The following is a 23,130-nucleotide window of genomic DNA, read 5'->3' as shown; positions in this document are numbered from 1 at the left end:
ACTCCACCGTCACCACGGTCCTGCCGCTCGGCACGCCGGGCCGGGGACCGTCCGGCCGCCGGCCGGCCACCGCCGGAGCCCCGGGGGCGGGCGTCCCGCATCCCGCGGCCGCCGCACGGCGAGCGAGGTCACACCGCGGCGAGGGCGTACAGGGGCACCGGTACGGGAAACCGGTGCGGGAGACCCGTTCCGCCGCGCCCGCACCGCGGGACCGGCGCCGGTGACCCCGGCGGCGGAAACAGCCGGGCGCTACTACATCTCCCGCGGCGGAAGCGCACCTCCGGATCCCCCACTCGGGTGAATTCCGTATCGGTTCGCTTACAGATGGCAACTATGCTGCCTGAGAGGTAGTCAGTTCTGTAGATCTTGACCGGGCCATTCCCACCAGGCCACCGCAGCACTTTCCGGGAGCGCATATGCATATCAGGGGCGACCATGCCGAGCTGGTCGTCGGCGGCCGCCTCGATGTGCGCAGCGCCGCGGACGCCCGCGCGGCCCTGCATACGGCGGTGGACTCCGGCCACGGCGATCTGCTGCTCGACCTCAGCGAACTCACCTCCTGGGACGCCACCGGACTCGGCGTGATCATGGGAGTCCACCGGCGGGCCGGCCGCGCCGGACGGCGGCTCGTGCTGCGCCGGGTGCCGCCGCAGTTGCAGCGAGTTCTCGTCGCCACCCGGCTGCACCGCATCCTCGCCATCGAGGGCGGCCTCGCCGCCGAGGCCCTGCCCCGGGTCTGAACGCCCGCCCCGCCGGAGCGGCGCGGTCCGCCCACCGCCCCCGGCCCGCGCGGCCGCACCGCCGCCCCCTTCCTTCCGTTCCTTCCGCCGCCCCGCACCCGCGCGCCGGATTCCCGTTCCGTGAACGGATGTGCCGGACCGTGCCGTAAGTGGTGCCGTGCGCAGTGCCGTGACCAGTGCGACTGCCCGTTTACCTCACAAACGCATGACGTTCGCGTTCGCAGGCCCTTCCGCTGTTTCCCGGACCCTGTACGACCGTCTAAAGTGCGGGACGCGCGGCATCCCACACTCCGCGACGCCCCCCGGACCACGCCACGGCTGGGGGCACCTCCCGGCCGCCGCCGGGGGAGTGACCGGCCGGGAGAACATCGGCACGCGACGTATCTGGGGGCTTCACCATGGACCCGAACCACCGTGGGCCGGACGAGCACGGCCACGACGACCGTCCGGGCGCACGGCACGACGCCGGCGGCACGCCCGCACTCCCCGAGCTCCGGGGGCGGGACGCCGCGCTGCCCGTTCCGGCGAAGGGCGCCCGCTCCGAGCTGGTCGCCGGCACCCCCGCGCCCGCGCCCGTCCGCACCACCACCCTCGTCGCCGGCGAGTATCTGCTGACGGTCAACCCGCTCGACGGCAGCGAGGTCGAGGCCTGCCCGCCGGCCGAACGGCCCGCCGCCCCCGCCTTCCGCACCCCGGCGGAACGCGCCCGCCGCAGCCGCGTCACCCCGCCGCCCGTCCCCGCGGACCCGGCCGTGCCCGCCGTGTCCACCGCTCCGCTGCTGGAGCGCGCCGAGGAGCGGATACGGCTCCGCGGCCTGCTGTCCCGGGGCCGCTCCGTCCGCGTCACCGGCCCCTCCGGCTCCGGCCGCACCGCCCTGCTGGACGCCGTGGCCGAGGAGTGCACCGACCTCGCGCCGCACGGCGTCGTCCGGCTCTCCGGCCACGGCCGCACCACCTGTGACCTGCTGTACGACCTCTTCGGCGCGGTCTACGACGCCCCCGGGCACCGGCCCGGCCGCGAAGAACTGCTCGGTCACGTCCGCCGCATCGGCGCCGTCATCGTGCTGGACGACCTCGAGTTCGGCGGCTCCGCGCTCGGCGAGCTCCTCGACGCCACCCCCGAGTGCGCCTTCCTCTTCTCCGCCACTCCCGACGTGGCCGCCCCGCCCGCCGACACCCACGTGGAAGAGGTGCACCTCTCCGGCCTCAGCCGCGGCGCCTGCACCGAACTGCTCCGGCACGTCGTGGACCGCCCGCTGGCGGACGACGAGGAGGCCTGGGCCGGAGACCTCTGGTTCGAGTCCGAGGGCCTGCCGCTCCGCTTCATCCAGGCCGGCGCCCTGCTGAGGCAGCGGGACGCCCTGCGCGCCGACCCGGACGCCTTCGCCGGCCGGGACACCCCCGGCGGCGCCGCCCCGGCGGAGGGGCCGGGCGCCGGGGACGCCGGGGACCGGCCGGCCGCCGTGGACACCGTCAGCGGACCGGAGGGAACGGAGGCCGCGGCCGGGACCGCCGTACCGCTGCCCACCCTCGCCGAGGCCGCCGCGCCCGCCGCCCTGCTCGCCTCCCGGCTGAGCGAATCCGCCCGGGAGACGCTGCGGCTGGCCCTCGCCCTCGGCGGCGACTGCCCCCACCACGCCCATCTTCCGGCCCTCGCCGGCGACAGCCACGCCGACGCCGCGCTCGGCGAACTCCTCGCCTGCGGCCTCGTCACCCCCGTCGGCGGGCACTACCGCCTCGCGTCCGGCGTCGCCACCCAGCTGGAGGCCGCCGGTTACGGAGCGGGGGCCGCGGACCGCGCCCACCTCGCCGGGCGGCACTACGCCTGGTGGGCCGGTCACCCCTCCGTCGTCCCCGAGCGGGCCGCCGCCGAGGCCGAGGCCATGCTCGCGGTGATGGCCGTCCTCATCTCCGGCGAGGAGCCCGGCCACCCCAGCACCGCCGTCCTGCTGGCCCGCACGGCCGCGCCCGTGCTGGCCGCCGCGCTGAACTGGAGCGCGTGGGAACGCGCCCTGCGGCACGGGCAGGAGGCCGCCAGGATCTCCGGGGAGGTCGCCGAAGAGGCGTACTTCCACCACGAGTTGGGCGTTCTCGCGCTCTGCACCGGCAAGCTCGACCGGGCCCGCGCCGAGCTGGAGGCCTCCATCGCGCTGCGCGGCGTCCTCGCGGACCGGCGCGGCGCCGTGTCGGGCCGCCGCGCGCTCGCCCTCGTCGAGGACAAGACCGGTGGCTTCGACCACGCGGCGGGCGGCGCGGTACCGGGCGAGGGGGTCCCCGCCGCGCACGCCGAGGAGTCGGCCACCCCGCCGGGCGCCGTCACCACCGCCTTCGGCGCCCTCGCCGGCGGCCGGGCGGCGGACACCGGGGCCACGGCGGTGACGCCGGCACCGGCGGGCGCCGGGCCGGGCGCCGGGCCGGGCGCCGGGTCCGGCACCGGTGCGGGCGGCAGGTCCGGCACCCGGTCGGGCAGAGGCGGGAACACCCGCCGGGGAGCGGGCCGGTCACCGGCCCTGCTGCAGGGTGCCCGCCGCAACGTCGCGGCGGTCGGCGCCGGGGTCCTGCTCGCCGCGGTGCTCGGCACCGTGGTGACGCTCGGCGCCACCTCCGGCGGCGGGGAGGACCCGCCGGACCGGGTCATCTCCGAGCAGTCCGCCAACGAGGACGACGGCGGGGGCGGCCTGCCCGCCGAGGAGCCGGTGAAGGACTCCACCCGCAGCCCGAAGCCCGTGGAGAGCGGCCGGGCCGGAGAGCCGTCGGCCTCCGAGAGCCCGGACCCCAGCGCTTCCGGCGACGGCGAGTCGACGAAGAGCGGCAGCCCCAGCGCCTCCCGGTCGTCCGGCTCCGGCGGCTCCTCCGGCGGTTCCGGGGGTTCGGGTGGCTCGTCGGGCGGCTCGGGGGACACGACCCCGACCAAGAAGCCGTCCTCGACGCCGTCGACGGGAGAAAGCACCCCCGAGGAGCCGCCGGAGGAGAGCCCGGAGGAGACGCCGACGAGCCCGGACCCCACCGCCAGCGGCGGCACCACCAACACGGCCAGCGAGCCCGCGCCCGTCTCCCCGGTCGGCAGCGGCACCGTCTCGGCGCCGGAGTCGTCGTCGGAGTCGTCGGTCTCGGCCCCGGCCGACGGGACCGGCTCCGGCGAGGAACTCCCGGTCATCTGAGCCGGGTTGTCCGGCTAAGGGGGGCCGGGCCGGGCCGGTCCGGCATGTGCGGCTGGCGGGCCGGACCGGGTGTGTGGTCATGTGGACGGCCGGGCCGCGTGAGCGCGGTTGCGGGGTGGAGCTGGTGTGTTGTTGTGCCGCCGGGTCCGTGTGTGCGGCTGAACGGGCCGGACCGGGTGTGTGGTCATGTGGACGGCCGGGCCGCGTGAGCGCGGTTGCGGGGTGCGGCTGGTGTGTTGTTGTGCCGCCGGGTCCGTGTGTGCGGCTGAACGGGTCGGGTCCGGTATGCGCCGGCCGAGCGGGCCGGGTCCGGTATGCGCCGGCCGAGCGGGCCGGGTCCGGTATGCGCCGGCTGAGCGGGCCCGGGCCGGTATGCGCGGCCGAGCGGGCCCGGGCCGGTATGCGCGGCCGAGCGGGCCCGGGCCGGTGTTGTGGTTGAGCGGGCCGCCCGGCTGCCGGTCGCCTCACGGTGCCCCGCCCCGCGGAGCGGGGTGTCGCTCTTCGCGTGCGGTGCGGGCCGGAGGGGGCGCCGCCCTCCGTGCGCGGAGCGGAGCGGCGCGGGGGCCGCGGAGCGGCCCCTTCCCGATACCCGCGCGGAGCGCGGGACACCGGTGCGGGGGCCGCGGAGCGGCGGGGCCGGAGCGGAGCGGAGGGCTCAGAAGAGCCGGAGCTTGTCGTCCTCGATGCCGCGCAGCGCGTCGTAGTCCAGCACGGTGCAGCCGATGCCCCGGTCGGTGGCGAGCACCCGGGCCTGGGGCTTGATCTCCTGCGCCGCGAAGATGCCCCGTACCGGCGCCAGATGCGGATCGCGGTTGAGGAGCTCCAGGTACCGGGTGAGCTGTTCGACACCGTCTATCTCGCCGCGCCGCTTGATCTCCACCGCGACGGTCGCGCCCTCGGCGTCCCGGCAGAGGATGTCCACCGGGCCGATCGCAGTGGGGTATTCACGCCGAATCAGCGCATAGCCTTCGCCGAGTGTCTCGATCCTGTCGGCGAGGAGCTCCTGGAGATGCGCTTCCACGCCATCCTTGATCAGCCCCGGGTCAACTCCCAGCTCGTGGGAGGAGTCGTGGAGGATTTCCTCCATGGTGATGATGAGCTTTTCGCCCGCCTTGTTCACCACCGTCCACACGTCGTCGTCACCCTCCTTGAGGGTGCAGGGCGGAGACATCCAGTTGAGCGGTTTGTAGGCCCGGTCGTCGGCGTGGACGGACACACTGCCGTCCGCCTTGACCAGGATCAGCCGGGGTGCGGAGGGGAGACGGGCGGTGAGCCGGCCCGCGTAGTCCACGGAGCAGCGAGCGATGACGAGACGCATGGCCCGCACGCTACTCGACCGTCCCGCCTCCACGCGATTCGCCCTGGATGGGCGCCTTCGGCGGCTGGCTGGTTGTCACCATTCTCCTGGTGCGGCCACCGGGAGCGGCATACCGTGGATGCGGGAAGTCGCCGCCCGGGCACGCTCTGTGGCGGCTCCCCTTCGCCGTCCGAAGACCCCTCCGGGGGTGCGAGAGGAGAACCCCATGTCGCTGGACGTCTCACCGGCCCTGCTCGAACAGGCCGAGCGAGGCGAGGTCGATGAAGCGGAGTTCGTCGACTGCGTCCGGAAATCCCTGCCGTACGCATGGGAGATGATCAGCTCTCTGGTGGACCGGCTCCAGGTCGACGGCGGGGAGTTCGCCGACAACCAGGTGCCGCCACCGGACGAACAGGCGCGCGGCCAGCTCCTCCGAGCGCTGGCGAGCGATGCGATACGCGGGGCTCTGCAGCGGCACTTCGGGGTCCGGCTGGCGTTCCAGAACTGCCACCGGGTGGCCGTCTTCCCGCCGGCCGGAGCCTCCGACGAGAGGCTGACGCGCTTCACCTCCGTACGGGGCCAGATCCTGAACCAGTCGCCGCAGCTGCGCGACTGCTGAGACCTTCCGCCGCCCGGCGCCGCCCCGCACCCGGATTCCGCCGGGCGCGGGGCGGCGCCGTGTGCGTCGTGCGGTGCCGGACGGCGCCCCACGGCGCCCGGCTCACGGCTCAGCCGGACCGGCCGGCTCAGCCGAGCAGCGGCAATACCTCGCTGCCCAGCCGCCGGACGTTCTCCTCGGTGGCCGCGAGATCCCCGGACCCCTCCACCAGCAGGGCGAACCGGCTGATGCCGGTGCGCTCGGCGGTGGCCGCCAGCCGGTCCGCGCAGAGCCGGGGCGGGCCCACCGGGTGCAGCGCGCAGAGGAGTTCGGTGTACGCGCGCGGATCGCGCATCCGGCGCTCCCGGCCGTCCACCGTGACATGGGCCTCCAGCCCCTGGCGCAGCCAGCCCGGCATCGCCTTGAGCAGCGCCTCGGCGGCATGGTCGCGGGAGTCGCCGATCTGCGCCACCCCGGCCGAGACGTGACGGGCGGCCGCGATCTCCTCGGGACGGCGGCCCGCCTCCCGGGCGCAGTCGCGCCAGAAGGCGACCATGCCGGCCTTCTCCTCGTCACCGCAGTGCATGCCCAGGAGCATCGGCAGACCGCGCTCGGCGGCCAGCCGCACACTCGCCCGCGAGGTGCAGGCCACGACCACCGGGGGGCCTTCGTCCGGCTCCAGCAGCTCCCCGGGGCGCGGTACCACCGGCACCTCCCGGAAGCGGAACCGCTCTCCCCCGGCCGCCACCCGCGGCTCGCGCAGCCAGCGCAGCAGCAGGTCCAGCGACTCGGGGAAACCCCGTTCGTAGGCCGCGAGGCCCGCGCCGAACACCTCCAGGTCCACCCAGGGGCCGCCCCGCCCGACGCCGAGCGTGAACCGCCCGCCCGAGAGGAGATGGAGCAGCGCCGTCTGCTCGCCGAGCACCACCGGATGCGCGGTCGGCAGCACGCTGACCGCGGTGCCGACGCCGATCCGGCGGGTGCGGCCGAGCAGCAGCGCGGCGAGCGTCACCGCGGACGGGCACACCCCGTACGGCACGAAGTGGTGCTCGGCGAGCCACACCTGATCGAGCCCGGCCCGCTCCGCCTCCTCCGCGGTGCGCACGGCGCGGCGCAGCGCCTCGTCCGCTCCCTGGCCGGGGAACTGCGCGGCCAGTACGAAAACTCCTACCTGCATCGCCTTCTGCCTCCTCGCGGACGGCGTGCTGCCTCCCCTACCGGCAACAACGCCCGACACGTGCCAAGGGCACGGTCTCCCGTGAAGTTCTGCTGATTATCCGGGTATTGGGGATTCCGATGATTTCGGGCGATCGGAGGCGGTGATGCGGATTCCTGCGGATCCGCTGCCGGGGCGGGCGCGGCGCGTAGGCTGGGTGCGGCAGACCGTCCCCCTTCGGATACCCCGCGAGGTGCAGCCCGTGTCCCCCCGTCGTAACCGCCCCCGGGGCGGCGGCAGCAATCCCACACCGTTCGGCGGCGGGCGCCGCGAGGGAGAGGACGAGGTGCCGTTCGGCACCGGCTGGGGGAGAACGGAGAGCTGGCGCGGCGAGGAGTGGGTGGTGCGGCCGGTCGGCGCCTCCACGGCGGCCAAGCGGTACCGCTGTCCCGGCTGCGACCAGGAGATCCCGCCCGGGCAGCCGCATGTGGTGGCCTGGGCGCAACTGGGCCCGGTGGACGACCGGCGGCACTGGCACCGGGCGTGCTGGAACGCCCGGGACCGCCGCACCACGCGGGTGCAGCGGTCCCGTAACGCGCCCCGGTACTGACCCGCACCGGGGGAGGCGCGGCCGCGACGGGCCCGGCCCGTGCGGTCCGGCTCAGACGTCCCGCTTCTCCAGCGCCGCGTAGGCGCCGGCGAGGGCGACCGCTGTGACGACGGCCAGCAGCAGGAGCTGGCTCAGGCCGTCACCGGAGTCGTTGACCCCGTGCAGCGCGGCGAGGGAGTTGATGGCGTTGTACTCCAGGATCTTCTCCGCCGCGGGCCGCATGCTCTCGGAGAACATGAGGAACGCCGGGATGATCGCGGGCAGCAGCACCACGCCGAGCATGACCGTGATGGCCCCCGCCGAGTGCCGCAGCAGGGTGCCGACGGCGAGGGCGAGCAGGCCGAGCAGCGAGACGTAGAGCCCGGAGAGGACGGTCGCCCCGGCCCACTCCCCGCCGTCGGCCGAGGCCACTTCCGGCCCGCTGTGCAGCGCCGCGCCCATCAGCGCCGTCAGGGTGCAGACCGCCGTGGTGACCGTCCACGAGACCGCCAGGAAGACCAGCGCCTTGGCGGTCAGCACCCGGGAACGCCGGGGCGCGGCGGTCAGGGTGGTGCGGATCAGGCCGGTGCCGTACTCGGAGGTGATCACCAGCACGCCGAGCGTGACGACGCAGATCTGGCCGAGCATGAGCCCGAACAGACCGTTGCTGATGGGCGGTTGGAGGCCGTAGTCGCCGTCGTCCGTGAAGACGTTGATCAGGAAGCCGATCCCGAGGACGAGGAAGGCCAGGACGGCCAGGGTCCAGACGGTGGAGCGGACGGAGCGGATCTTGGTCCACTCGGCGGCGAGGGCGTGCCCGAGGTGGGCGTCGCGCACCGGGATCGGGGAGGCGTAGCCGCCGGGCGCGGACGGGGTCCCGTGGCCGGGGTGCCCCTGCGGCGGGTGGGCGCCGTACGGCTGCGGGGGCTGCGCGTGCGGCTGTGGCTGTGGCTGTGGCGGTACGGGTACGGGTGCGGGGGCCTGCCCGTACGGTCCCGGGGCGGCCGGGGGCGGGCCCGCCGCGGGCTGCCCGGCCGGCTGCTGGGCGGGCAGCACCTGCGCCGATGCGGCGGGTCCCTGCGCGGACTGCTGCCCGGGAGCCTGCTGCTCCCGGGCGCGCTGCGGCCCGGACGGCGACGGCGGTACCTGCGGGTCCCCGGTCTTGGCCGGCTGCTCCTCGGTCCGCGGCTCCGGGGCGAGGAGGAGGGTGTCGCGCTGTCCGGACGCCTGCTGCCCGGGTGCCTGCTGACCGGAAGCCGGCGGCTCCGGAGCCGGTTGCGCGCCAGGCGCCCGGGGGGTGCCCGTCGCTGCCGGCGGCTGCCCGGCCGGGGATCGCTCGGCGACGGACCCTTCGGCGACCGGCCCTTCGGTGACGGACCCTTCGGTAACGGACCGCTCGGCCGGGGGCTGTTCGGCGACTGCCTGCTCGGCAGGGGGCTGCTGTTCCGGTGCGCCGTTCGGCGGGGGCACGGGCCGCGGGTCCTCCGGCGGGGTGGCGTGGTTTCCGGACTGCGGCTGGGAGGGGGTCGTCATCGGGCTTCCTCGTGGTCACGCTTCATCAGGTCGGGGCCGGGGGCGGCGCCGCTCGGCGCGGCGGCCGGCTGCGGCGCGGCGTACGGGTTCGGCTGCGGCACGCCCGCCGGGTACGGCCCGGGTACGGCGGCCCCGGGCGGCGGGGCGTGGCCCGGCGCGGGGGCCGCGTAGCCCCCGTGCCCCTGCGGCGCGTAACCGCCTTGCGGCGCGTAACCGCCTTGCGGCGCGTAACCGCCCTGGGGCGCGTAACCGCCCTGCGGCGCGTAGCCCGGACCCGCCGGGACCGGCACGGCGGCCTGCAGGCCGGCCCGCGGGTCGAGCGCCGAGCGGTAGTCGACCGCCCCCTGCGTCATCTGCATATAGGCCTCCTCCAGCGAGGCCTGGTGCGGTGAGAGCTCCCAGAGCCGGACGTCCGCCTCGTGCGCCAGATCGCTGACGCGCGGCAGCGGCAGGCCCGACACGCGCAGCGCGCCGTCCTGTTCGGGCAGGACGTGACCGCCCGCCCCGCTCAGCGCGGCGATCAGCTTCTCCCGCTGCTCCGGGGCGTCCACGGGCGTCCGCACCCGGGCGAAGCCGGCCGAGTGGTGCGAGATGAAGTCCTTGACGCTCATGTCGGCGAGGAGCTGACCGCGGCCGATCACGATCAAGTGGTCGGCCGTCAGCGCCATCTCACTCATCAAGTGGCTGGAGACGAAGACCGTGCGGCCCTCGGACGCGAGGCCCTTCATCAGATTGCGCACCCAGAGGATGCCCTCCGGATCCAGGCCGTTGACCGGCTCGTCGAAGAGCAGCACCTGCGGATCGCCCAGCAGGGCCGCCGCGATACCGAGCCGCTGGCCCATGCCGAGCGAGAAGCCCTTGGACCGCCGCCGGGCCACGTCCTGCAGACCCACGACGCCCAGCACCTCGTCGACCCGGCGGGCCGGAATGCCGGACAGCTGGGCGAGGGAGAGCAGATGGTTCCGCGCGCTGCGCCCGCCGTGCACGGCGTTCGCGTCCAGGAGCGCCCCGACCTGGCGGGGAGCGTTGGGCAGTCTGCGGAACGGATGACCGCCGACCGTCACATGCCCGGCGGTCGGCGCGTCCAGGCCCAGGATCATGCGCATGGTCGTCGATTTCCCGGAGCCGTTGGGCCCCAGAAAGCCGGTGACGGCGCCCGGCCGTACCTGGAACGACAAGTTGTACACGGCCGTTTTGGCGCCGTAGCGCTTCGTCAGGCCGACTGCCTCGATCATGCTCCGCCCCTCGCCGGATGGGTCGGGGGCCGCGGATCCGGTGGTCCGATGGTCTGTCCGGGATGTGTGGTGCCCCCTGAGATCACACGAGACTACCGGCGAACCGGCCGCGCGCCACCGCCGAGCGCACACCGCCCCCGGCAACACGGCGGCGCCCCCCGCCACTTGGGATGGCGGGGGGCGCCGAAGCATGGCCGGAACCGCGCGGCGGACCGTGCGGCCGCCGGTACGGGCCGGGGTCAGCCGCGCTGCTGGGCCGGGACGCCGGCGGTCTCGTCGTCCGGGGTGCCGGCCGCGGCGACGGCCGCGCCGGTGAGCGTGGCCAGCATCTCGCGGACGTTGGTCAGCTGGGCGTTGATGCTGTCGCGGCGGTTGGTGAGCGCCGCCAGCTCGCGCTCGGACTCGCTGCGGATCCGGTCGGCCTTGGCGTTGGCGTCGGCCACGATGTCCTCGGCCTGGCGCTGCGCGGTCTCCACCGTCTGGCGGGCGCGGCGCTCGGCGTCGGTGCGCAGCTTCTCCGCCTCCAGGCGCAGCTGCTCGGCCCGGTGCTCGATCTCCGCGAGCCGCTTCTCGGCCTTGGCCTGGCGGGAGGCGAGGTCGCGCTCGGACTGCTCGCGGCGCTTGGCGAGGTTCGTCTCGAAGTCCGCGGCGGCCTGGGCGGCCTTGGCGCGGGTCTCCTCGAAGAGGGCGTCGGCCTCCTCGCGCTTCGCCTGGGCGTCCTTCTGCGCGTCGGCGCGGAGCGTGGCCGCCTCGCCCTTCGCGCGGTCGACGATCCGGGCGCCCTCGTCCTCGGCCTTCTGCTTGCGGTCGGTGGCGTAGCTCTCGGCGTCGTTGCGGACCTGCTGGGCGGCGGACTCGGCCAGCTCGCGGTGCTGGTCGGCGGCCCGGCGGGCCTCGTCCCGCAGATCCTTCGCCTCCTCCTCGGCGAGGCGGAGGATCTTCTCGACCCGGGCGCCGAGACCGGCGTACGACGGCTCGGAGTCGTTGACCTGGGCCTGGGCGTTCTGCGTTTCGAGGTGCAGTTCCTCGATCCGCTTCTCCAGGGCGGAGATGCGCGACAGTGCGCTGTCGCGGTCGGCGACGAGCTTGGTGATGCGGTCGTCCACCTGGCCGCGGTCGTATCCACGCCGCACGAGCTCGAAGCCGAAGGGGGAGGAAGTGTCGCTCATGGGGTTCCTGTCGAAAGAGACTGAAAGAGACCGGTGAGGTGATAGACCGAATCCTAGGCGCCCGTACGGCGTGTCATCGAGTCATTGACGGTTTGGTGTGGAGAATGACCCCTCTTTTGAGTGGCTAGCTGTCGGACCCCTTGCCACCCGAACGGGAAGCCCCCGCCGCCGCAGCCGTTTTGACCCCGTTCGCACCCCCGGCCGCACCGGGCGTCTCGAAGGATTCCAGGGCCTCCAGCACGTCCTGGACCCTTGAGATCTCGGCGTTGATGTCCTCGCGCCGGCGGACCAGCACATCCAGCTCGCGCTGTCCCTCGTCGACCGTCCGCTTCGCCTCGGCCGCCGCCTTCGCGCGCATCGTCTCGGCCTCGCGTTCGACCTCCGCCTTCTTCTGCTCCGCCTCCTTGAGAAGAGCCTCGGCCTTCTTCACCGCCGCGATCCGGACCTTGCTGGCCTCGCTCGCCGCCTCCGAGAGCAGCTTCTCCGCCTTCTTCTCGGCCTCCGCGACCTGCTCGGACGCCGCCGTGACCAGCTTGTCGACCCGCTCTCCGGCCGACTTCACGGCCTCCGCCGCCTCCCGGCGCGCCCGCTCGTGCAGCTCCTCCACCTCGGACTCGACCCGGGCCCGCAGCTCCTCGGCCCGCTCGCGGATCGCGGTGGCGTCCCGCCGTGCCTCGCCCAGCATGGTGTCGGAGTCGGTACGGGCCCGCTCCACCACGCCGTTGCCCTCGTTCGTCGCCTCGGCGACGATCCGCTCGGCCTCCCGGCGGGCGGCACCGACCATGGTGTCCGCCTGCTCCTCGGCCGCGGTCGCCGCGCGCAGCGCCTCCTCCCGGGCCCTGGCCACCAGCTGGTCCGCCTGCTCGGCCGCGTCCGCCCGGCGCTGGGCCGCGGCTTTCCGCGCCTCGTCCAGCTCCCGCTCGGCCTCCGCCCGCGTCTCGCGGCTCAGCCGCTCGGCCGCCGCCTCCGCGTCGGCCTTGGTGCGGGCCGCCTCGGCGCGGGTGCGCGCCGCGTGCTGCTGGGCCGAGGTGACGGCCTCGGCGGCCTCCCGGCGCAGCCGGTCCGCCTCCTCGGTGGCCTCCGCGAGCAGCCGGTCCGCCTGCACCGCGGCGTCCGAGCGCCGCTTGTTGGCCTCCTCGCGGGAGGTGGCCCGCAGCCGCTCGGCCTCCTCGATCGCCTCCGAGACCGTGCGGTCGGCCATCGCCTTGGCGGCTTCCGTCTCCTCGCGCGCCTCCTGCCGGAGCCGGGTGGCGTCCTCGGAGGCCCGCTCCCGCTCGGCGTAGGCGTCCGCGCGGACCCGGTCCGCCTCGCCCTGCGCCTCCTCGCGGGTGCGCTGCGCCGCGTGCTCGGCGGCCGACCGCAGCCCGGCGATCTCCTGCTCGGCCTGCTCGTGCAGCCCGGCCACCGAGTCCCGTACCTGCTGGGCGGTCTGCTCGGCGGCGCCCACCAGTTCGGCGGCCCGCCGCTCGGCCTCCTCCAGCAGACGCGCGGCCTCCGACTGCGCCTCCTCCACCCGCTTGCGGGCGGAGGCCAGCAGCTCCTCGGACTGCTCCCGGGCGCGGCGGCGCTCCTGGTCCGCCTCCTCGCGGGCGTCCCCGAGGAGGGTCTCCGCCTCCCGGCGCCGCCGGGAGGCCTCCTCCTGGGCGGCGTTCAGCGCCTCCGCGGCCTCGGCGCCCGTGCGCTCGGCGGCGGCCGCCGCCTCGTCGCGGATGCGGTCGGCCGTCTCCTGGGCCTGCGCGCGCAGCTCCTCGGCCTCGGCCATGGCGTCGGTCCGCAGCCGCACGGCCACCGCCTCGCCCTCGGCGCGCGCCGCGGACGCGTCCGACGCCGCCTCCGAGCGCAGCCGCTCGGCGTCCCGCTCGGCCTGCTGCTGCAGGGTGCGCAGCCGCTCGGCGGCCTCGGTGCGCAGCCGGTCGGTCTCCTCGACGGCCTCCCGGCGCAGCCGTTCGGCCTCCGTACGGGCCTCGCGCAGCGCCTCCTCGGCGGCGGTGACCCGCTCCTCGGCCTCGGTGTGCAGCCGGGTCAGCTCCTCGGCCGCCTCGGCGCGCCGGTCGCGGGCGGCCTGCTCGGCCTCCTCGCGGAGCTGGGTGGCCTCCTCGACGGCCTGGTCGGCCGTCTTGCGGGCCTGTGCGAGGGCCTCCGTGCGCAGTTCCTCCGCCTCGCCGCGGGCGCGCTCCAGGGCGTCCTCCGCCTGCCGGCGCAGGGTGGTGGCGCGCTCGATGGCCTCGGTGCGGATGCGCTCGCTGTCGGAGCTGGCACCGTTCCGCAGCTCCTCGGCGTCCGCCTTGGACTTGGCCAGCAGCTCCTCGGCCTGCTTCGCGGCCTCCTCGATCTGCTGGACGGCCTCGCGGCGGGCCTCACCCCGCAGCCGCTCGGCCTCCGCGACGGCGTCGGCCCGCAGCTGCTCGGCCTCGCCGCGCAACCGCCGTGCCTCCTCCTGGAGTTCGACGGTCTTGGCGCGGTACTCCTTGGTGTCGTCCTTGGCCGCGCCCTTGACCTGCTCGGCGGCGTCGGCGGCCTCACTGCTCAGCCGGGAGGCCTCGGCCTCGGCCTCGCGGCGGATGCGCTCGGCCTCCTCGGCCGCGGCGCGGGTGGTCGCCTTGGCGTCCTCCTCGGCCTTGGTCAGCAGCTCCTCGGCGCTGCGGGCGGCCTTCGCCAGCTGCGCGGCGGAGTCCTCGGCGACCTTGGAACGGGCGGCCTCCTCGGCCTCCGCGCGCATCCGGTCGGCCTCGGCCCGGGCGTCTGCCCGCAGCTGCTCGGCCTCCGCCTTGATCGTCTCGGCTTCCTTGGTGGCCTCGTTGACGAGCCGGGCGATCTCCGCCTTGGCGGTGCGCATCCGCTGCTCGTTGGCGGACTCGGCGCTGCTGAGCTTCTTGCCGGCCTCCGCCTCCGCCTGTTCGCGCAGCCGCTCGGCCTCGGCGCGCGCCGTGCGCAGCGCCTCCTCGGCCTCCTTCATGCGCTGCTCTGCCGTCCGGGTCAGTTCCGCGGACTGGCGGCGGGCCTGCTCGGACTCGCCGACCGTGGACGTACGGAGCTGCTCGGCGTGGTCGGTGGCCTCCTGCGCCTGGTTGGACGCGGCGGTCAGCAGGCGTTCGGCGTCGGTGCGGGCCCGGCGCAGGATCTGCTCGGCCTCGGCGCGGGCCGACTCGGCCTGGCTGCCGAGCCGCTCCCGGGCCTGCTCGGTGAGGCGGTGCGCCTCGGCGCGGGCGGCGGCGAGGGACTGCTCGGCCTCGGCGCGGGACTCCTCCAGCAGCCGCCGGGCCTGGGACTCGGTGCGGGCGCGGAGCTGCTCGGCCCAGGCGACGTTCTCGTTGACGTGCGCCTCGACGGTCTGCCGCCGCTCCGCCAGCTCCTCGTCGAGCCGGCGGCGGCGCTCGACCGCCTCGCTGTGCAGCTCGGCCTCCAGCCGGGCCTGCCGCTCGGCGACCTCCTGCAGCAGCCGCTGGGTCTGGGCGCGGGCCTCGCGCAGCTCCCGTTCGGCGTCGGTGCGGAGCTGGTCGGCCTGGATCTGGGCGTTGCGGAGCAGCTGCTCGGCCTGGTAGCCGAGGTCGCCGTGGTCGTAGGCGGGCCGGGACATGATGGTGCGGCGCGCCTCGTGCAGCTTGGCGCGCAACACCTCGACCTGGTAGCCGAGGTCGTCGGCGTGCTGGACGGCCTTCTCCCGCTCGGTCTTCAGCCGCTCCATCTCGGCTTCGAACTTCGAGAGGTGGTCGTCAGCCTCGTAGCGGTCGTAGCCCCGCACTGCGCGGTCCATCCGTCCCCTGGTCGCGTCGACACCGGCGCTGCCCTGCCCGTTCAGGCGCCGGCCCGTTCTTCGATCGGCACTGCCCTTCCGAGGAAGGTACGTTCCGGAACAAGGATGCCTTCAATCGGAGAAGGGTTCCTTGAACTGAACAGTGCCTTCCGGGGAATGGTGTCAGATCATCGGCGGGGAAGGGGGCACAGCCGTGGAACCTGCGCAGGCCTCACAACCCCGGCCGAACGGCCACTCTACCGGCCGGGGCGATGTGAGGTCAGTGGCTGTGGGCGTCCTCGCTTCCCTCCGCGCCCTTGGCGGTGACGAGTTCGGTCAGCACGCCGCCGCAGTCCTTGGGGTGGAGGAAGGTGATCCGCGAGCCCATGGAGCCGGTGCGGGGCTCGTCGTAGAGAACGCGGACCCCCTTGTCCCGGATGGCGGCGGCGTCGCCGTCGACGTCGGCCGTGCCGAAGGCGATGTGGTGCACGCCCTCGCCGTTCTTGGCCAGCCACTTCGCGACGGTGGAGTCCTCGCGGGTGGGCTCCAGGAGCTGCAGGTAGGAGGCGCCGCCGTCCGAGGTCTCGTTGATCTTGAGCATGGCCTCCCGCACGCCCTGTTCCTCGTTGACCTCCGAGTGGAAGACCTCGAAGCCGTAGGTGGCACGGTAGAACTCCACCGTCTTGTCGAGGTCGAAGCAGGCGATTCCGATGTGGTCGATACGCGTCAGCATGAGACCAGTGCACCCCTCTCACATGCGACTACGCAACGTGCGCGCGATCACACCCGCCGACCGGTGACCCGGGGGCATACCGCTCAGTACATTGACGGAAACCCTCGTTAACCCTTCCGGGGCCCTGCCGCATCCCCCCCGGAAGGCTTGATCCCGTCCGAAGGGACCGCACCATGACTGCCACGACCGGTACCACTTCTGTGATCGTCGCAGGGGCCCGTACGCCCATGGGGCGTCTGCTCGGCTCCCTGCGCAGCTTCTCCGGCGCCGACCTCGGCGGGGTGGCCATCAAGGCCGCCCTGGACCGGGCCGGCATCGGCGGCGACCAGGTGCAGTACGTGATCATGGGCCAGGTGCTCCAGGCGGGCGCCGGGCAGATCCCCGCCCGGCAGGCGGCCGTGAAGGCCGGCATCCCGATGAACGTGCCCGCGCTGACCATCAACAAGGTCTGCCTCTCGGGCCTGGACGCCATCGCGCTGGCCGACCAGCTCATCCGCGCCGGTGAGTTCGACGTGATCGTCGCCGGCGGCCAGGAGTCCATGACCAACGCCCCGCACCTGCTGCCGAAGTCCCGCGAGGGCTACAAGTACGGCGCGGTGCAGGTCATCGACGCCATGGCGCACGACGGGCTGACCGACTCCTTCGAGAACGTCGCCATGGGCGAGTCCACCGAGAAGCACAACACCCGGCTGGGCATCGGCCGCGCCGAGCAGGACGAGATCGCGGCGGCCTCCCACCAGCGCGCCGCGGCCGCCCAGAAGAACGGCCTGTTCGAGGCCGAGATCACCCCGGTCGAGATCCCGCAGCGCAAGGGCGACCCGGTGGTCTTCTCGCAGGACGAGGGCATCCGCGCCGAGACCACGGTCGAGTCGCTGGGCAAGCTCCGGCCCGCCTTCGCCAAGGACGGCACCATCACCGCCGGCACCTCCTCGCAGATCTCCGACGGCGCGGCCGCCGTGGTCGTCATGAGCAAGGCCAAGGCCGAGGAGCTGGGCCTGGAGTGGATCGCCGAGATCGGCGCCCACGGCAACGTGGCCGGCCCCGACAACTCGCTGCAGTCCCAGCCCGCCAACGCGATCAAGCACGCGCTGGACAAGGACGGCCTGACGGTCGGCGATCTGGACCTGATCGAGATCAACGAGGCGTTCGCCGCGGTCGCCGTGCAGTCCATGAAGGACCTCGGCGTGACCTCGGAGAAGGTCAACGTCAACGGCGGCGCCATCGCCCTCGGCCACCCGATCGGCATGTCCGGCGCCCGCGTCGTGCTCCACCTGGCGCTGGAGCTCAAGCGGCGCGGCGGCGGCACCGGCGCGGCGGCCCTGTGCGGCGGCGGCGGCCAGGGCGACGCCCTGATCGTCCGCGTCCCGGGCAAGTGACCCGCGGCCCCCGGACCATCCCGCGGGGCCCGAAGAGATCGAGAGAGACGGAGCACTGACCGATGGCCGACGTCCCCACCCTGGTCGAGCAGGCGCGGGAGGGCCGCCCGCGTGCCGTGGCCCGGCTGATCTCACTGGTGGAGGGGGCGTCGCCGCAGCTCCGTGAGGTCATGGCCGCCCTCGCGCCGCTGACCGGCAACGCGTACGTGGTCGGGCTGACGGGATCGCCCGGGGTGGGCAAGTCCACGTCCACCTCGGCGCTCGTCACCGCGTACCGCAAGGCCGGGAAGCGGGTCGGGGTGCTCGCGGTCGACCCCTCCTCGCCGTTCTCCGGCGGCGCGCTGCTGGGCGACCGGGTGCGGATGGGCGACCACGCCTCCGACCCCGGCGTCTACATCCGCTCGATGGCCACCCGCGGCCATCTCGGCGGACTGGCCTGGGCCGCCCCGCAGGCGATCCGCGTGCTCGACGCGGCCGGCTGCGACGTGGTCCTGGTGGAGACCGTCGGCGTCGGCCAGTCCGAGGTGGAGATCGCCTCGCAGGCCGACACCAGCGTGGTGCTGCTGGCCCCCGGCATGGGGGACGGCATCCAGGCGGCCAAGGCCGGAATCCTGGAGATTGGCGACGTCTACGTGGTGAACAAGGCCGACCGGGACGGGGCCGACGCCACCGCCCGGGAGCTCAACCACATGCTCGGCCTGGGCGAGTCCCGGTCGCCGGGGGACTGGCGCCCGCCGATCGTCAAGACCGTCGCGGCGCGGGGCGAGGGGGTAGACGAGCTCGTCGAGGCCCTGGAGAAGCACCGGGCCTGGATGGAGGAGCGCGGCACCCTCACCGAGCGGCGCCGGGCGCGCGCGGCCCACGAGGTGGAGACCATCGCGGTGACCACCCTGCGGGAGCGGATCGGCGACCTCCGCGGCGACCGGCGGCTCGACGCGCTGGCCGAGCGGATCGTGGACGGGACGCTGGACCCGTACACGGCCGCGGACGAACTGGTCGCCGGGGTCACCGAGAGCTGACGGGCTCCGGGCCCGGGCCCGGGGCATCACGAACGGCGGCGCCGGTCCGTGCGGGACCGGCGCCGCCGTCGTCCTGAGGCCGGTGCGGAGCGGTCGCGGCCCGGACGGAGGGCCCGGGCGGCGGCCGGCGGCCGGTTAGCCGGCGCGCTGTTCGCGCAGGTGCTCCGCGACCGGGGTCAGGGTCTCGCGGAGCGCGGCGAGATCCGCGGGCGGCATCAGATCGATGAAGTGCCGCCGTACGGAGGCGACATGGTGCGGTGCCACCTCCCGCATGACCTGCGCCCCGTGGTCGGTCAGCACGGCGTAGAGCCCCCGCCGGTCGGATTCGCAGTTCTCCCGCCGGACGAGCCCCGCGTTCTCCATGCGGGTGATCTGGTGCGAGAGTCTGCTCTTCGACTGGAGGGTCGCGGCGGCGAGATCACTCATTCGCATCCGCGACTCATCGGATTCGGAGAGGTTCACCAGGATCTCGTAGTCGTTGATGGTCAGGCCGAACGGCTGCAGATCCTTCTCCAGTTGGTGCATCAGCAGTTTGCTGACGTCCAGGTGGGTGCGCCAGGCACGCTGTTCCTCATCGCTGAGCCAGCGGGTGGCCGTCTCGGTCTCCATATGAATATTCTACCTATAAAGTTGAAAAGCGGACCAATGGTGGACTGCTTCGCACCGCCCCCAAATGTTCCCTCGTGCAAAACTGCCGGTGCGGGCAGGCGTTCGAAACGTTACACTCCGGAGACTGCCGTTTACAGTCCGAAGCGGCGCTGGAGCCCTCCCAGACCGCCCGGAAGTGGGGGAAGTCCGGGCGCAGAACCGGGGCCCTGTCCGCCGGGGTGACCGCCGCCGGGCACGCCCGGCTCGCCCGGCACGGCGCCGGTGGCGATCTCGTCCATCAACTGCTCCGTGGACTGCAGCAGCACCTGCCCCGCGCCCGTGAACTCGAACTGGTGCTCCTCCCCGGAGGCCCCGCCGAGCCCCGTCAGGGCCCGCACGCCGCCCAGCACCCCGCGCAGATACCCGTGGTCGTAGTGGTGGCAGGGGGACGGGCAGTCCGCCCAGCCGACGAGGGCCTGCGGGTCGACCCGGACCGGCGGCTCCACGAAGACCACCGGGCCGTTCGAGGCGGCCACGAACTTCCCCGTCCCGATCAGGGTGAGAAAGCCCGGGATGATCGACTGCTTGAGCGACAGCCCCGGTTCGAAGGCCAGCAGGTTGCCCGACCGGACGGTGAGGTTGCCGTCCTCCAGGTCGTAGGAGTTGACGTCGAAGGCCCGGTCGGCGAGGAGCATCTTGCCCCGGCCCTCGGCCACCACCCAGTCCGCCGCGTGCAGCGGGGAGTGGAAGCTGCCGGCGACCAGCCGGTCGAGGCGGCCGTGGCCGACGCCGTCGAAGCTGATCTCGCCGTAGTAGGCGATCATCTTGCCCTTCTGCAGGAACCACTGGCCGTTCAGGTCCACGCAGAAGGTGTACGCGTTGACGTTGTCGTCGGCCGGCAGGGTCTGCGGGTCGAAGACGGCCGGACCGGTCACAGCTTCTCCTCCGATGCCTGGACGAACACCGCGCCGGTGCCCGACAGTTCGAGCTGGAAGGCCTCTCCCGAGCCGCGGCCGACCATGTCGCGCCAGCCCAGCGCCGTGGAGAGCTTGTTGCGCACGTCCCCGTGGTGGGCGACGTATGCCTGCGGGTCGACGTGCACCGGACGATCCGGCGTGACCGGCAGTTCGATGACGCCGCCGTGGGCCATCACGGCCACCGAACCGTGCCCGCTCAGGGTGGTGGTGAACAGGCCCTGGCCGGTGACCTGGCCGCGCACCATGCCCATCACCCCGCCCTGCGAGCCCAGGAACACCGGCTTCTGCTGGAGCGTGCCGTCGAAGGCCAGCAGCCGGTCCGCCTCCACGTGCAGGGTGTCACCGGACAGCTCGATCACCTGGATGTGGTGACCGCCGTGCCCGAACATCACGGTGCCGTCGCCCTCGACCGTCATCAGCGGCGCCGCCTCGCCCGCCACCCGGCGGCCGATCATCGACATCACCCCACCCTGGCCGCCCGCCATGCTCGGGGTGAAGCTCACCTCCCCCGTGTAGGCGAGCATGGCGCCGCGCTGGCTGAACAGCCGCTGACCGGGCGTGATCCGCGCCTCGACCATCTTCGAGTTGATCTCCCGGAACGGCATCAGAGCTGCCCCCCGACCGTGTTGCGCTCGCTGGGCTGCACATAGACCAGCCCCTCGCCCTCGAAGCGGATCTGGAACGACTCCCCGGAGCCCTCGCCCATGACGGTGCGGAAGTTCACCCCGGACTGGAACTCCTGCCGCAGCTTGCCCGTGTGGGCCACGTACGCTCCCGGGTCCACCCGCAGCGGGTACGCCGGCGACACCCGCAGCACCACGGCCGGCCCGTCGGACATGATGGCCGCCTGGCCCGTGCCCTCGACGACCGTGGTGAACAGGCCGTTGCCCTGGGCGGCCCCGCGCAGCCCGGTGAAGGTCGTGCCGGTGCGGAGCCCCGCGTCGGCCGCTAGCAGATTGCTCGCCTCCACATGGAGCTTGTCGCCGTGCAGCGGGACGAGCGTGATCTCGGTGGCCCGGTCGGCGAACCAGCAGGTCCCCTGCCCCCGCACCTCCATCAGCTCCATCTGCTCACCCGTGAGCCGGCGGGTGACCATGCCGCGCAGGCCCTCGCCGCCCCCGCTCAGCTTCTTGAAGTCCATACGGCCGTCGTAGGCCACCATCGCGCCGTTCTTCGCCTTGACGGCCTCTCCGCCCAGGTCGACGGCGAGCACTTTGCTGCCTTGCAGTCGGAATTGCGCCACAGCCCCGACCGTATCCGTCCCGGGGGAGTACCGACAGGGGATCTCCCGTACGAGGCCGGGCGGACCGCGCGTCGCGAAGGTCACACCGGCCCACCCGGGCGGCCGTCCGCCGGGAACGGCTGTCAGAATGGACGCGTTTGTGCAAGCGTTCACAAGCAGCTCGCCCGCAGGGGCGCCCCCAGCCCTCCGGCTCCACGACCCCGCCCCCCGTTCCGTCGAAAGAGGTTCCCGCCCGTGGACATCAAGACCGCTTCCGCCGTCCGCCGACTCCGCCTGGTCTCCGCCGTGGAGGCGGTCTCCTATGTGCTGCTGCTGGTCTGCTCGGTGCTCAAGCGCACCACCGACTTCAACGCGGTGCCGGTGATGGGCGCGATCCACGGCGTGCTGGTCGTCCTCTTCCTGCTCTTCCTGGCCGACGCCTGGAACCGCACCAAGTGGCCGGTGAAGCAGCCGCTGGTCTACTTCGTGCTCTCGCTGATCCCGGTCGGCGGCTTCTGGGCCGAGCGGATGCTGCGCCGCGAGGAGGAGGCCGGGGTCATCGCCGCCCGGGCCCGCCGCGAGGGCGTCGTCAGCGCCTGACCGGTCGGAGCGTCACCCGGGCCCGGGGCCGTGACCCGGGTCCGGGGCCGTCACCCGGGTCCGGGGGGACGCCGGCCGCTCCGGACGGCGTACGCCGCCGCCGACGGGTACGCCGCCCTCGGTCAGCCGGCCGCCAGCGCGATCCCGAGCGGCGTGCGCTCGTACAGCACCTGGTGGCCGTAGCGGTGCGAGGTCAGCAGGCCCGCGTCGCGCAGCGCCGAGAGATGCGCCGAGACGGAGGACGGGGCCAGGCCCAGCCGGCGGGCGAGGCCCGTGGTGCTGGCCGGCTCCTCCAGCGCGGTGAGGACGGCCGCGCGGCCCCGGCCGAGCAGCCGGGACAGCACCTCCGGCGGCTGGTCGCCGGAGGACTGCCACAGTCCGCCGAGGCCCCGTGCCGGGTAGACCAGCGCACGGTCCCACGGCATCTCGCGGCCCGCGACCGGGCCCGGCCGGCAGAAGACGCTCGGGACCAGCAGCAGCCCGCCGCCGTCCGCTCCGTCCCGCGCCCGGCCGCCGTCCGCGCCCTCTCGTACCCCGCGCCCGTCGGCACCGTCCGGCGCCCCGTCACCGTCCGCTCCGTGCGGCGGTCCGGCCGCTGCCGCGTCCTCCGGCCTTCCGGTGCCATCGGCTCCGTCCGGAGCGGACGGTGACGGGGCGGCGCTCCGCTCCGTGCCGTCCCCCGGCGGTTCGGCGTGCGCGATCGTCAGCGTGCCGTCCGCCCAGGACACGTCCGGGTGCAGTTCGGCGAAGAGCGCCTCCGGCCCGCCGCCGGCCAGCCGCCGCGCGTGGAAGGCGGCGTCGGCCTCCAGCAGGGCGTGCAGTGGCGGCCAGTCCGGCTCGATCAGCGCCCGCCAGGCCAGCTCCAGCAGGTCCGCCAGCTCCTTGACGGCCCGGCCCGGGTCCTCCAGCATCCGGCGTCCGCGCAGGCTGCCGGCCGCGCCCGGGGTTCCGGCCAGCGCCCGCTCCAGCTCCACCCGGGCCACCGCCGGGTCGGTCGCCCGGACCCGGGCCAGTTCGTCCTCGATCCGGGTGCCGGTGCCGTCGGGGCGCGGGGCGAGGAAGCGCGGGCCGCGGCCGTGGACCGGCGTCAGCAGTGACAGCGGCGCCAGGTTCAGCCCCGAGGCCGCCACCTGGATCCTGCGCAGCCACGGCAGCCGGGTGCCGGGCGGGCCGGGGCGGTCCAGGGCGCGCACGGCGCTCCGCGTCTCCCAGAGCGGGGAGACCGCGAACCGGCAGCGCGCCGCGTCGTCGGGCCCGCATCGCAGATGGAACGGCATGGGGTGGTCCGCCCTCTCCGCCAGGTTTTCGTCTCCGTCCGAAAGCATGTCGGAGATGATCTACCCCGAGGGCTGGGGCACATGCCTGGCCGGTCCTCCCGTGCCGTCCGGTTGACCGGTATGCGGA

The 23,130-nt window shown here is 74.3% G+C and carries 19 protein-coding genes; 7 read left to right on the top strand and 12 right to left on the bottom strand.

What is annotated here, in order from left to right:
- Positions 1 to 416: 416 nt before the first annotated feature.
- Together IF83_RS0119130 and IF83_RS0119125 are read left to right on the top strand one after the other, a co-directional pair.
- A complete protein-coding gene (locus IF83_RS0119130; RefSeq protein ID WP_030545722.1) occupies positions 417 to 740 on the top strand; it encodes an STAS domain-containing protein in 324 nt (107 codons plus the stop codon).
- A gap of 398 nt (positions 741 to 1,138) precedes the next feature.
- The gene (locus tag IF83_RS0119125) at positions 1,139 to 3,901 is read left to right on the top strand and encodes an ATP-binding protein (protein ID WP_030545720.1); all 2,763 of its coding nucleotides are present in this window, start codon (positions 1,139 to 1,141) and stop codon (positions 3,899 to 3,901) included.
- A 655-nt stretch (positions 3,902 to 4,556) separates the two neighbouring features.
- Here the strand turns inward: IF83_RS0119125 and nucS are convergent.
- Positions 4,557 to 5,219, bottom strand: a complete 663-nt coding sequence (gene nucS / locus IF83_RS0119120; protein ID WP_030545719.1) for an endonuclease NucS — start codon at positions 5,217 to 5,219, stop codon at positions 4,557 to 4,559.
- Positions 5,220 to 5,424: 205 nt separating this feature from the next.
- On the opposite strand from nucS, the gene IF83_RS0119115 reads away from it, so the two are divergent.
- Positions 5,425 to 5,817: an SCO5389 family protein gene (locus IF83_RS0119115; protein ID WP_030545717.1), complete on the top strand. Its 393-nt coding sequence runs from the start codon at positions 5,425 to 5,427 to the stop codon at positions 5,815 to 5,817.
- Positions 5,818 to 5,944: 127 nt separating this feature from the next.
- On the opposite strand, the gene IF83_RS0119110 is transcribed toward IF83_RS0119115, so the two are convergent.
- Positions 5,945 to 6,973 carry an LLM class flavin-dependent oxidoreductase gene (locus IF83_RS0119110; RefSeq protein WP_030545715.1) on the bottom strand — a complete coding sequence of 343 codons (1,029 nt, stop codon included), beginning with the start codon at positions 6,971 to 6,973 and terminating at the stop codon, positions 5,945 to 5,947.
- A gap of 241 nt (positions 6,974 to 7,214) precedes the next feature.
- Between IF83_RS0119110 and IF83_RS0119105 the strand changes: the two genes are divergently transcribed.
- Positions 7,215 to 7,562: an ATP/GTP-binding protein gene (locus tag IF83_RS0119105; protein WP_030545713.1), complete on the top strand. Its 348-nt coding sequence runs from the start codon at positions 7,215 to 7,217 to the stop codon at positions 7,560 to 7,562.
- 51 nt (positions 7,563 to 7,613) lie between these two features.
- Here the strand turns inward: IF83_RS0119105 and IF83_RS30430 are convergent, their stop codons facing one another.
- The 5 genes from IF83_RS30430 to mce form a co-directional block, all read right to left on the bottom strand.
- Positions 7,614 to 9,074 (bottom strand): ABC transporter permease subunit, encoded by a 1,461-nt coding sequence (locus tag IF83_RS30430; protein WP_078843620.1) that lies wholly within the window; start codon positions 9,072 to 9,074, stop codon positions 7,614 to 7,616.
- Entirely contained in the window at positions 9,071 to 10,309 is a 1,239-nt protein-coding gene (locus IF83_RS0119095) for an ABC transporter ATP-binding protein (protein ID WP_030545711.1), read from the bottom strand. Before IF83_RS0119095 ends, IF83_RS30430 begins: the two co-directional genes overlap by 4 nt.
- 239 nt (positions 10,310 to 10,548) lie before the next feature.
- The gene (locus IF83_RS0119090) at positions 10,549 to 11,478 is read right to left on the bottom strand and encodes a coiled-coil domain-containing protein (protein WP_030545710.1); all 930 of its coding nucleotides are present in this window, start codon (positions 11,476 to 11,478) and stop codon (positions 10,549 to 10,551) included.
- Between the two features lie 124 nt (positions 11,479 to 11,602).
- Positions 11,603 to 15,220: a polarized growth protein Scy gene (gene scy / locus IF83_RS0119085; RefSeq protein ID WP_030545709.1), complete on the bottom strand. Its 3,618-nt coding sequence runs from the start codon at positions 15,218 to 15,220 to the stop codon at positions 11,603 to 11,605.
- A gap of 271 nt (positions 15,221 to 15,491) precedes the next feature.
- Positions 15,492 to 15,944 (bottom strand): methylmalonyl-CoA epimerase, encoded by a 453-nt coding sequence (gene mce, locus IF83_RS0119080; protein ID WP_030545708.1) that lies wholly within the window; start codon positions 15,942 to 15,944, stop codon positions 15,492 to 15,494.
- Positions 15,945 to 16,117: 173 nt separating this feature from the next.
- On the opposite strand from mce, the gene IF83_RS0119075 reads away from it, so the two are divergent.
- Positions 16,118 to 17,320 carry an acetyl-CoA C-acetyltransferase gene (locus IF83_RS0119075; RefSeq protein ID WP_030545707.1) on the top strand — a complete coding sequence of 401 codons (1,203 nt, stop codon included), beginning with the start codon at positions 16,118 to 16,120 and terminating at the stop codon, positions 17,318 to 17,320.
- 62 nt (positions 17,321 to 17,382) lie between these two features.
- Positions 17,383 to 18,339, top strand: coding sequence for a methylmalonyl Co-A mutase-associated GTPase MeaB (meaB, locus tag IF83_RS0119070; RefSeq protein WP_030545706.1), 957 nt, complete (start codon positions 17,383 to 17,385; stop codon positions 18,337 to 18,339).
- Between the two features lie 135 nt (positions 18,340 to 18,474).
- On the opposite strand, the gene IF83_RS0119065 is transcribed toward meaB, so the two are convergent.
- The 4 genes from IF83_RS0119065 to IF83_RS0119050 all read right to left on the bottom strand — a co-directional run bounded on the left by IF83_RS0119065 (position 18,475) and on the right by IF83_RS0119050 (position 21,147).
- Positions 18,475 to 18,948 carry a MarR family winged helix-turn-helix transcriptional regulator gene (locus IF83_RS0119065; protein WP_030545705.1) on the bottom strand — a complete coding sequence of 158 codons (474 nt, stop codon included), beginning with the start codon at positions 18,946 to 18,948 and terminating at the stop codon, positions 18,475 to 18,477.
- Between the two features lie 131 nt (positions 18,949 to 19,079).
- Positions 19,080 to 19,862 (bottom strand): AIM24 family protein, encoded by a 783-nt coding sequence (locus tag IF83_RS0119060; protein WP_030545704.1) that lies wholly within the window; start codon positions 19,860 to 19,862, stop codon positions 19,080 to 19,082.
- Positions 19,859 to 20,509, bottom strand: coding sequence for an AIM24 family protein (locus IF83_RS0119055; RefSeq protein WP_030545703.1), 651 nt, complete (start codon positions 20,507 to 20,509; stop codon positions 19,859 to 19,861). Before IF83_RS0119055 ends, IF83_RS0119060 begins: the two co-directional genes overlap by 4 nt.
- Complete coding sequence (locus IF83_RS0119050; protein WP_030545702.1) at positions 20,509 to 21,147, bottom strand: AIM24 family protein; 639 nt, start codon at positions 21,145 to 21,147, stop codon at positions 20,509 to 20,511. The genes IF83_RS0119055 and IF83_RS0119050 overlap by 1 nt, the downstream gene beginning before the upstream one ends.
- A 234-nt stretch (positions 21,148 to 21,381) precedes the next feature.
- Between IF83_RS0119050 and IF83_RS0119045 the strand changes: the two genes are divergently transcribed.
- Positions 21,382 to 21,726: a DUF3817 domain-containing protein gene (locus tag IF83_RS0119045; RefSeq protein ID WP_030545701.1), complete on the top strand. Its 345-nt coding sequence runs from the start codon at positions 21,382 to 21,384 to the stop codon at positions 21,724 to 21,726.
- Between the two features lie 122 nt (positions 21,727 to 21,848).
- Here the strand turns inward: IF83_RS0119045 and IF83_RS33795 are convergent, their stop codons facing one another.
- Positions 21,849 to 23,051: an ArsR/SmtB family transcription factor gene (locus IF83_RS33795; RefSeq protein ID WP_244177128.1), complete on the bottom strand. Its 1,203-nt coding sequence runs from the start codon at positions 23,049 to 23,051 to the stop codon at positions 21,849 to 21,851.
- Positions 23,052 to 23,130 lie beyond the last annotated feature (79 nt).

Source organism: Streptomyces albus subsp. albus (assembly GCF_000719865.1).
Classification (GTDB): domain Bacteria; phylum Actinomycetota; class Actinomycetes; order Streptomycetales; family Streptomycetaceae; genus Streptomyces; species Streptomyces albus_E.
Note: the sequence above shows the minus strand (reverse complement) of the source record. Positions and strands in the feature narration are given on the sequence as shown.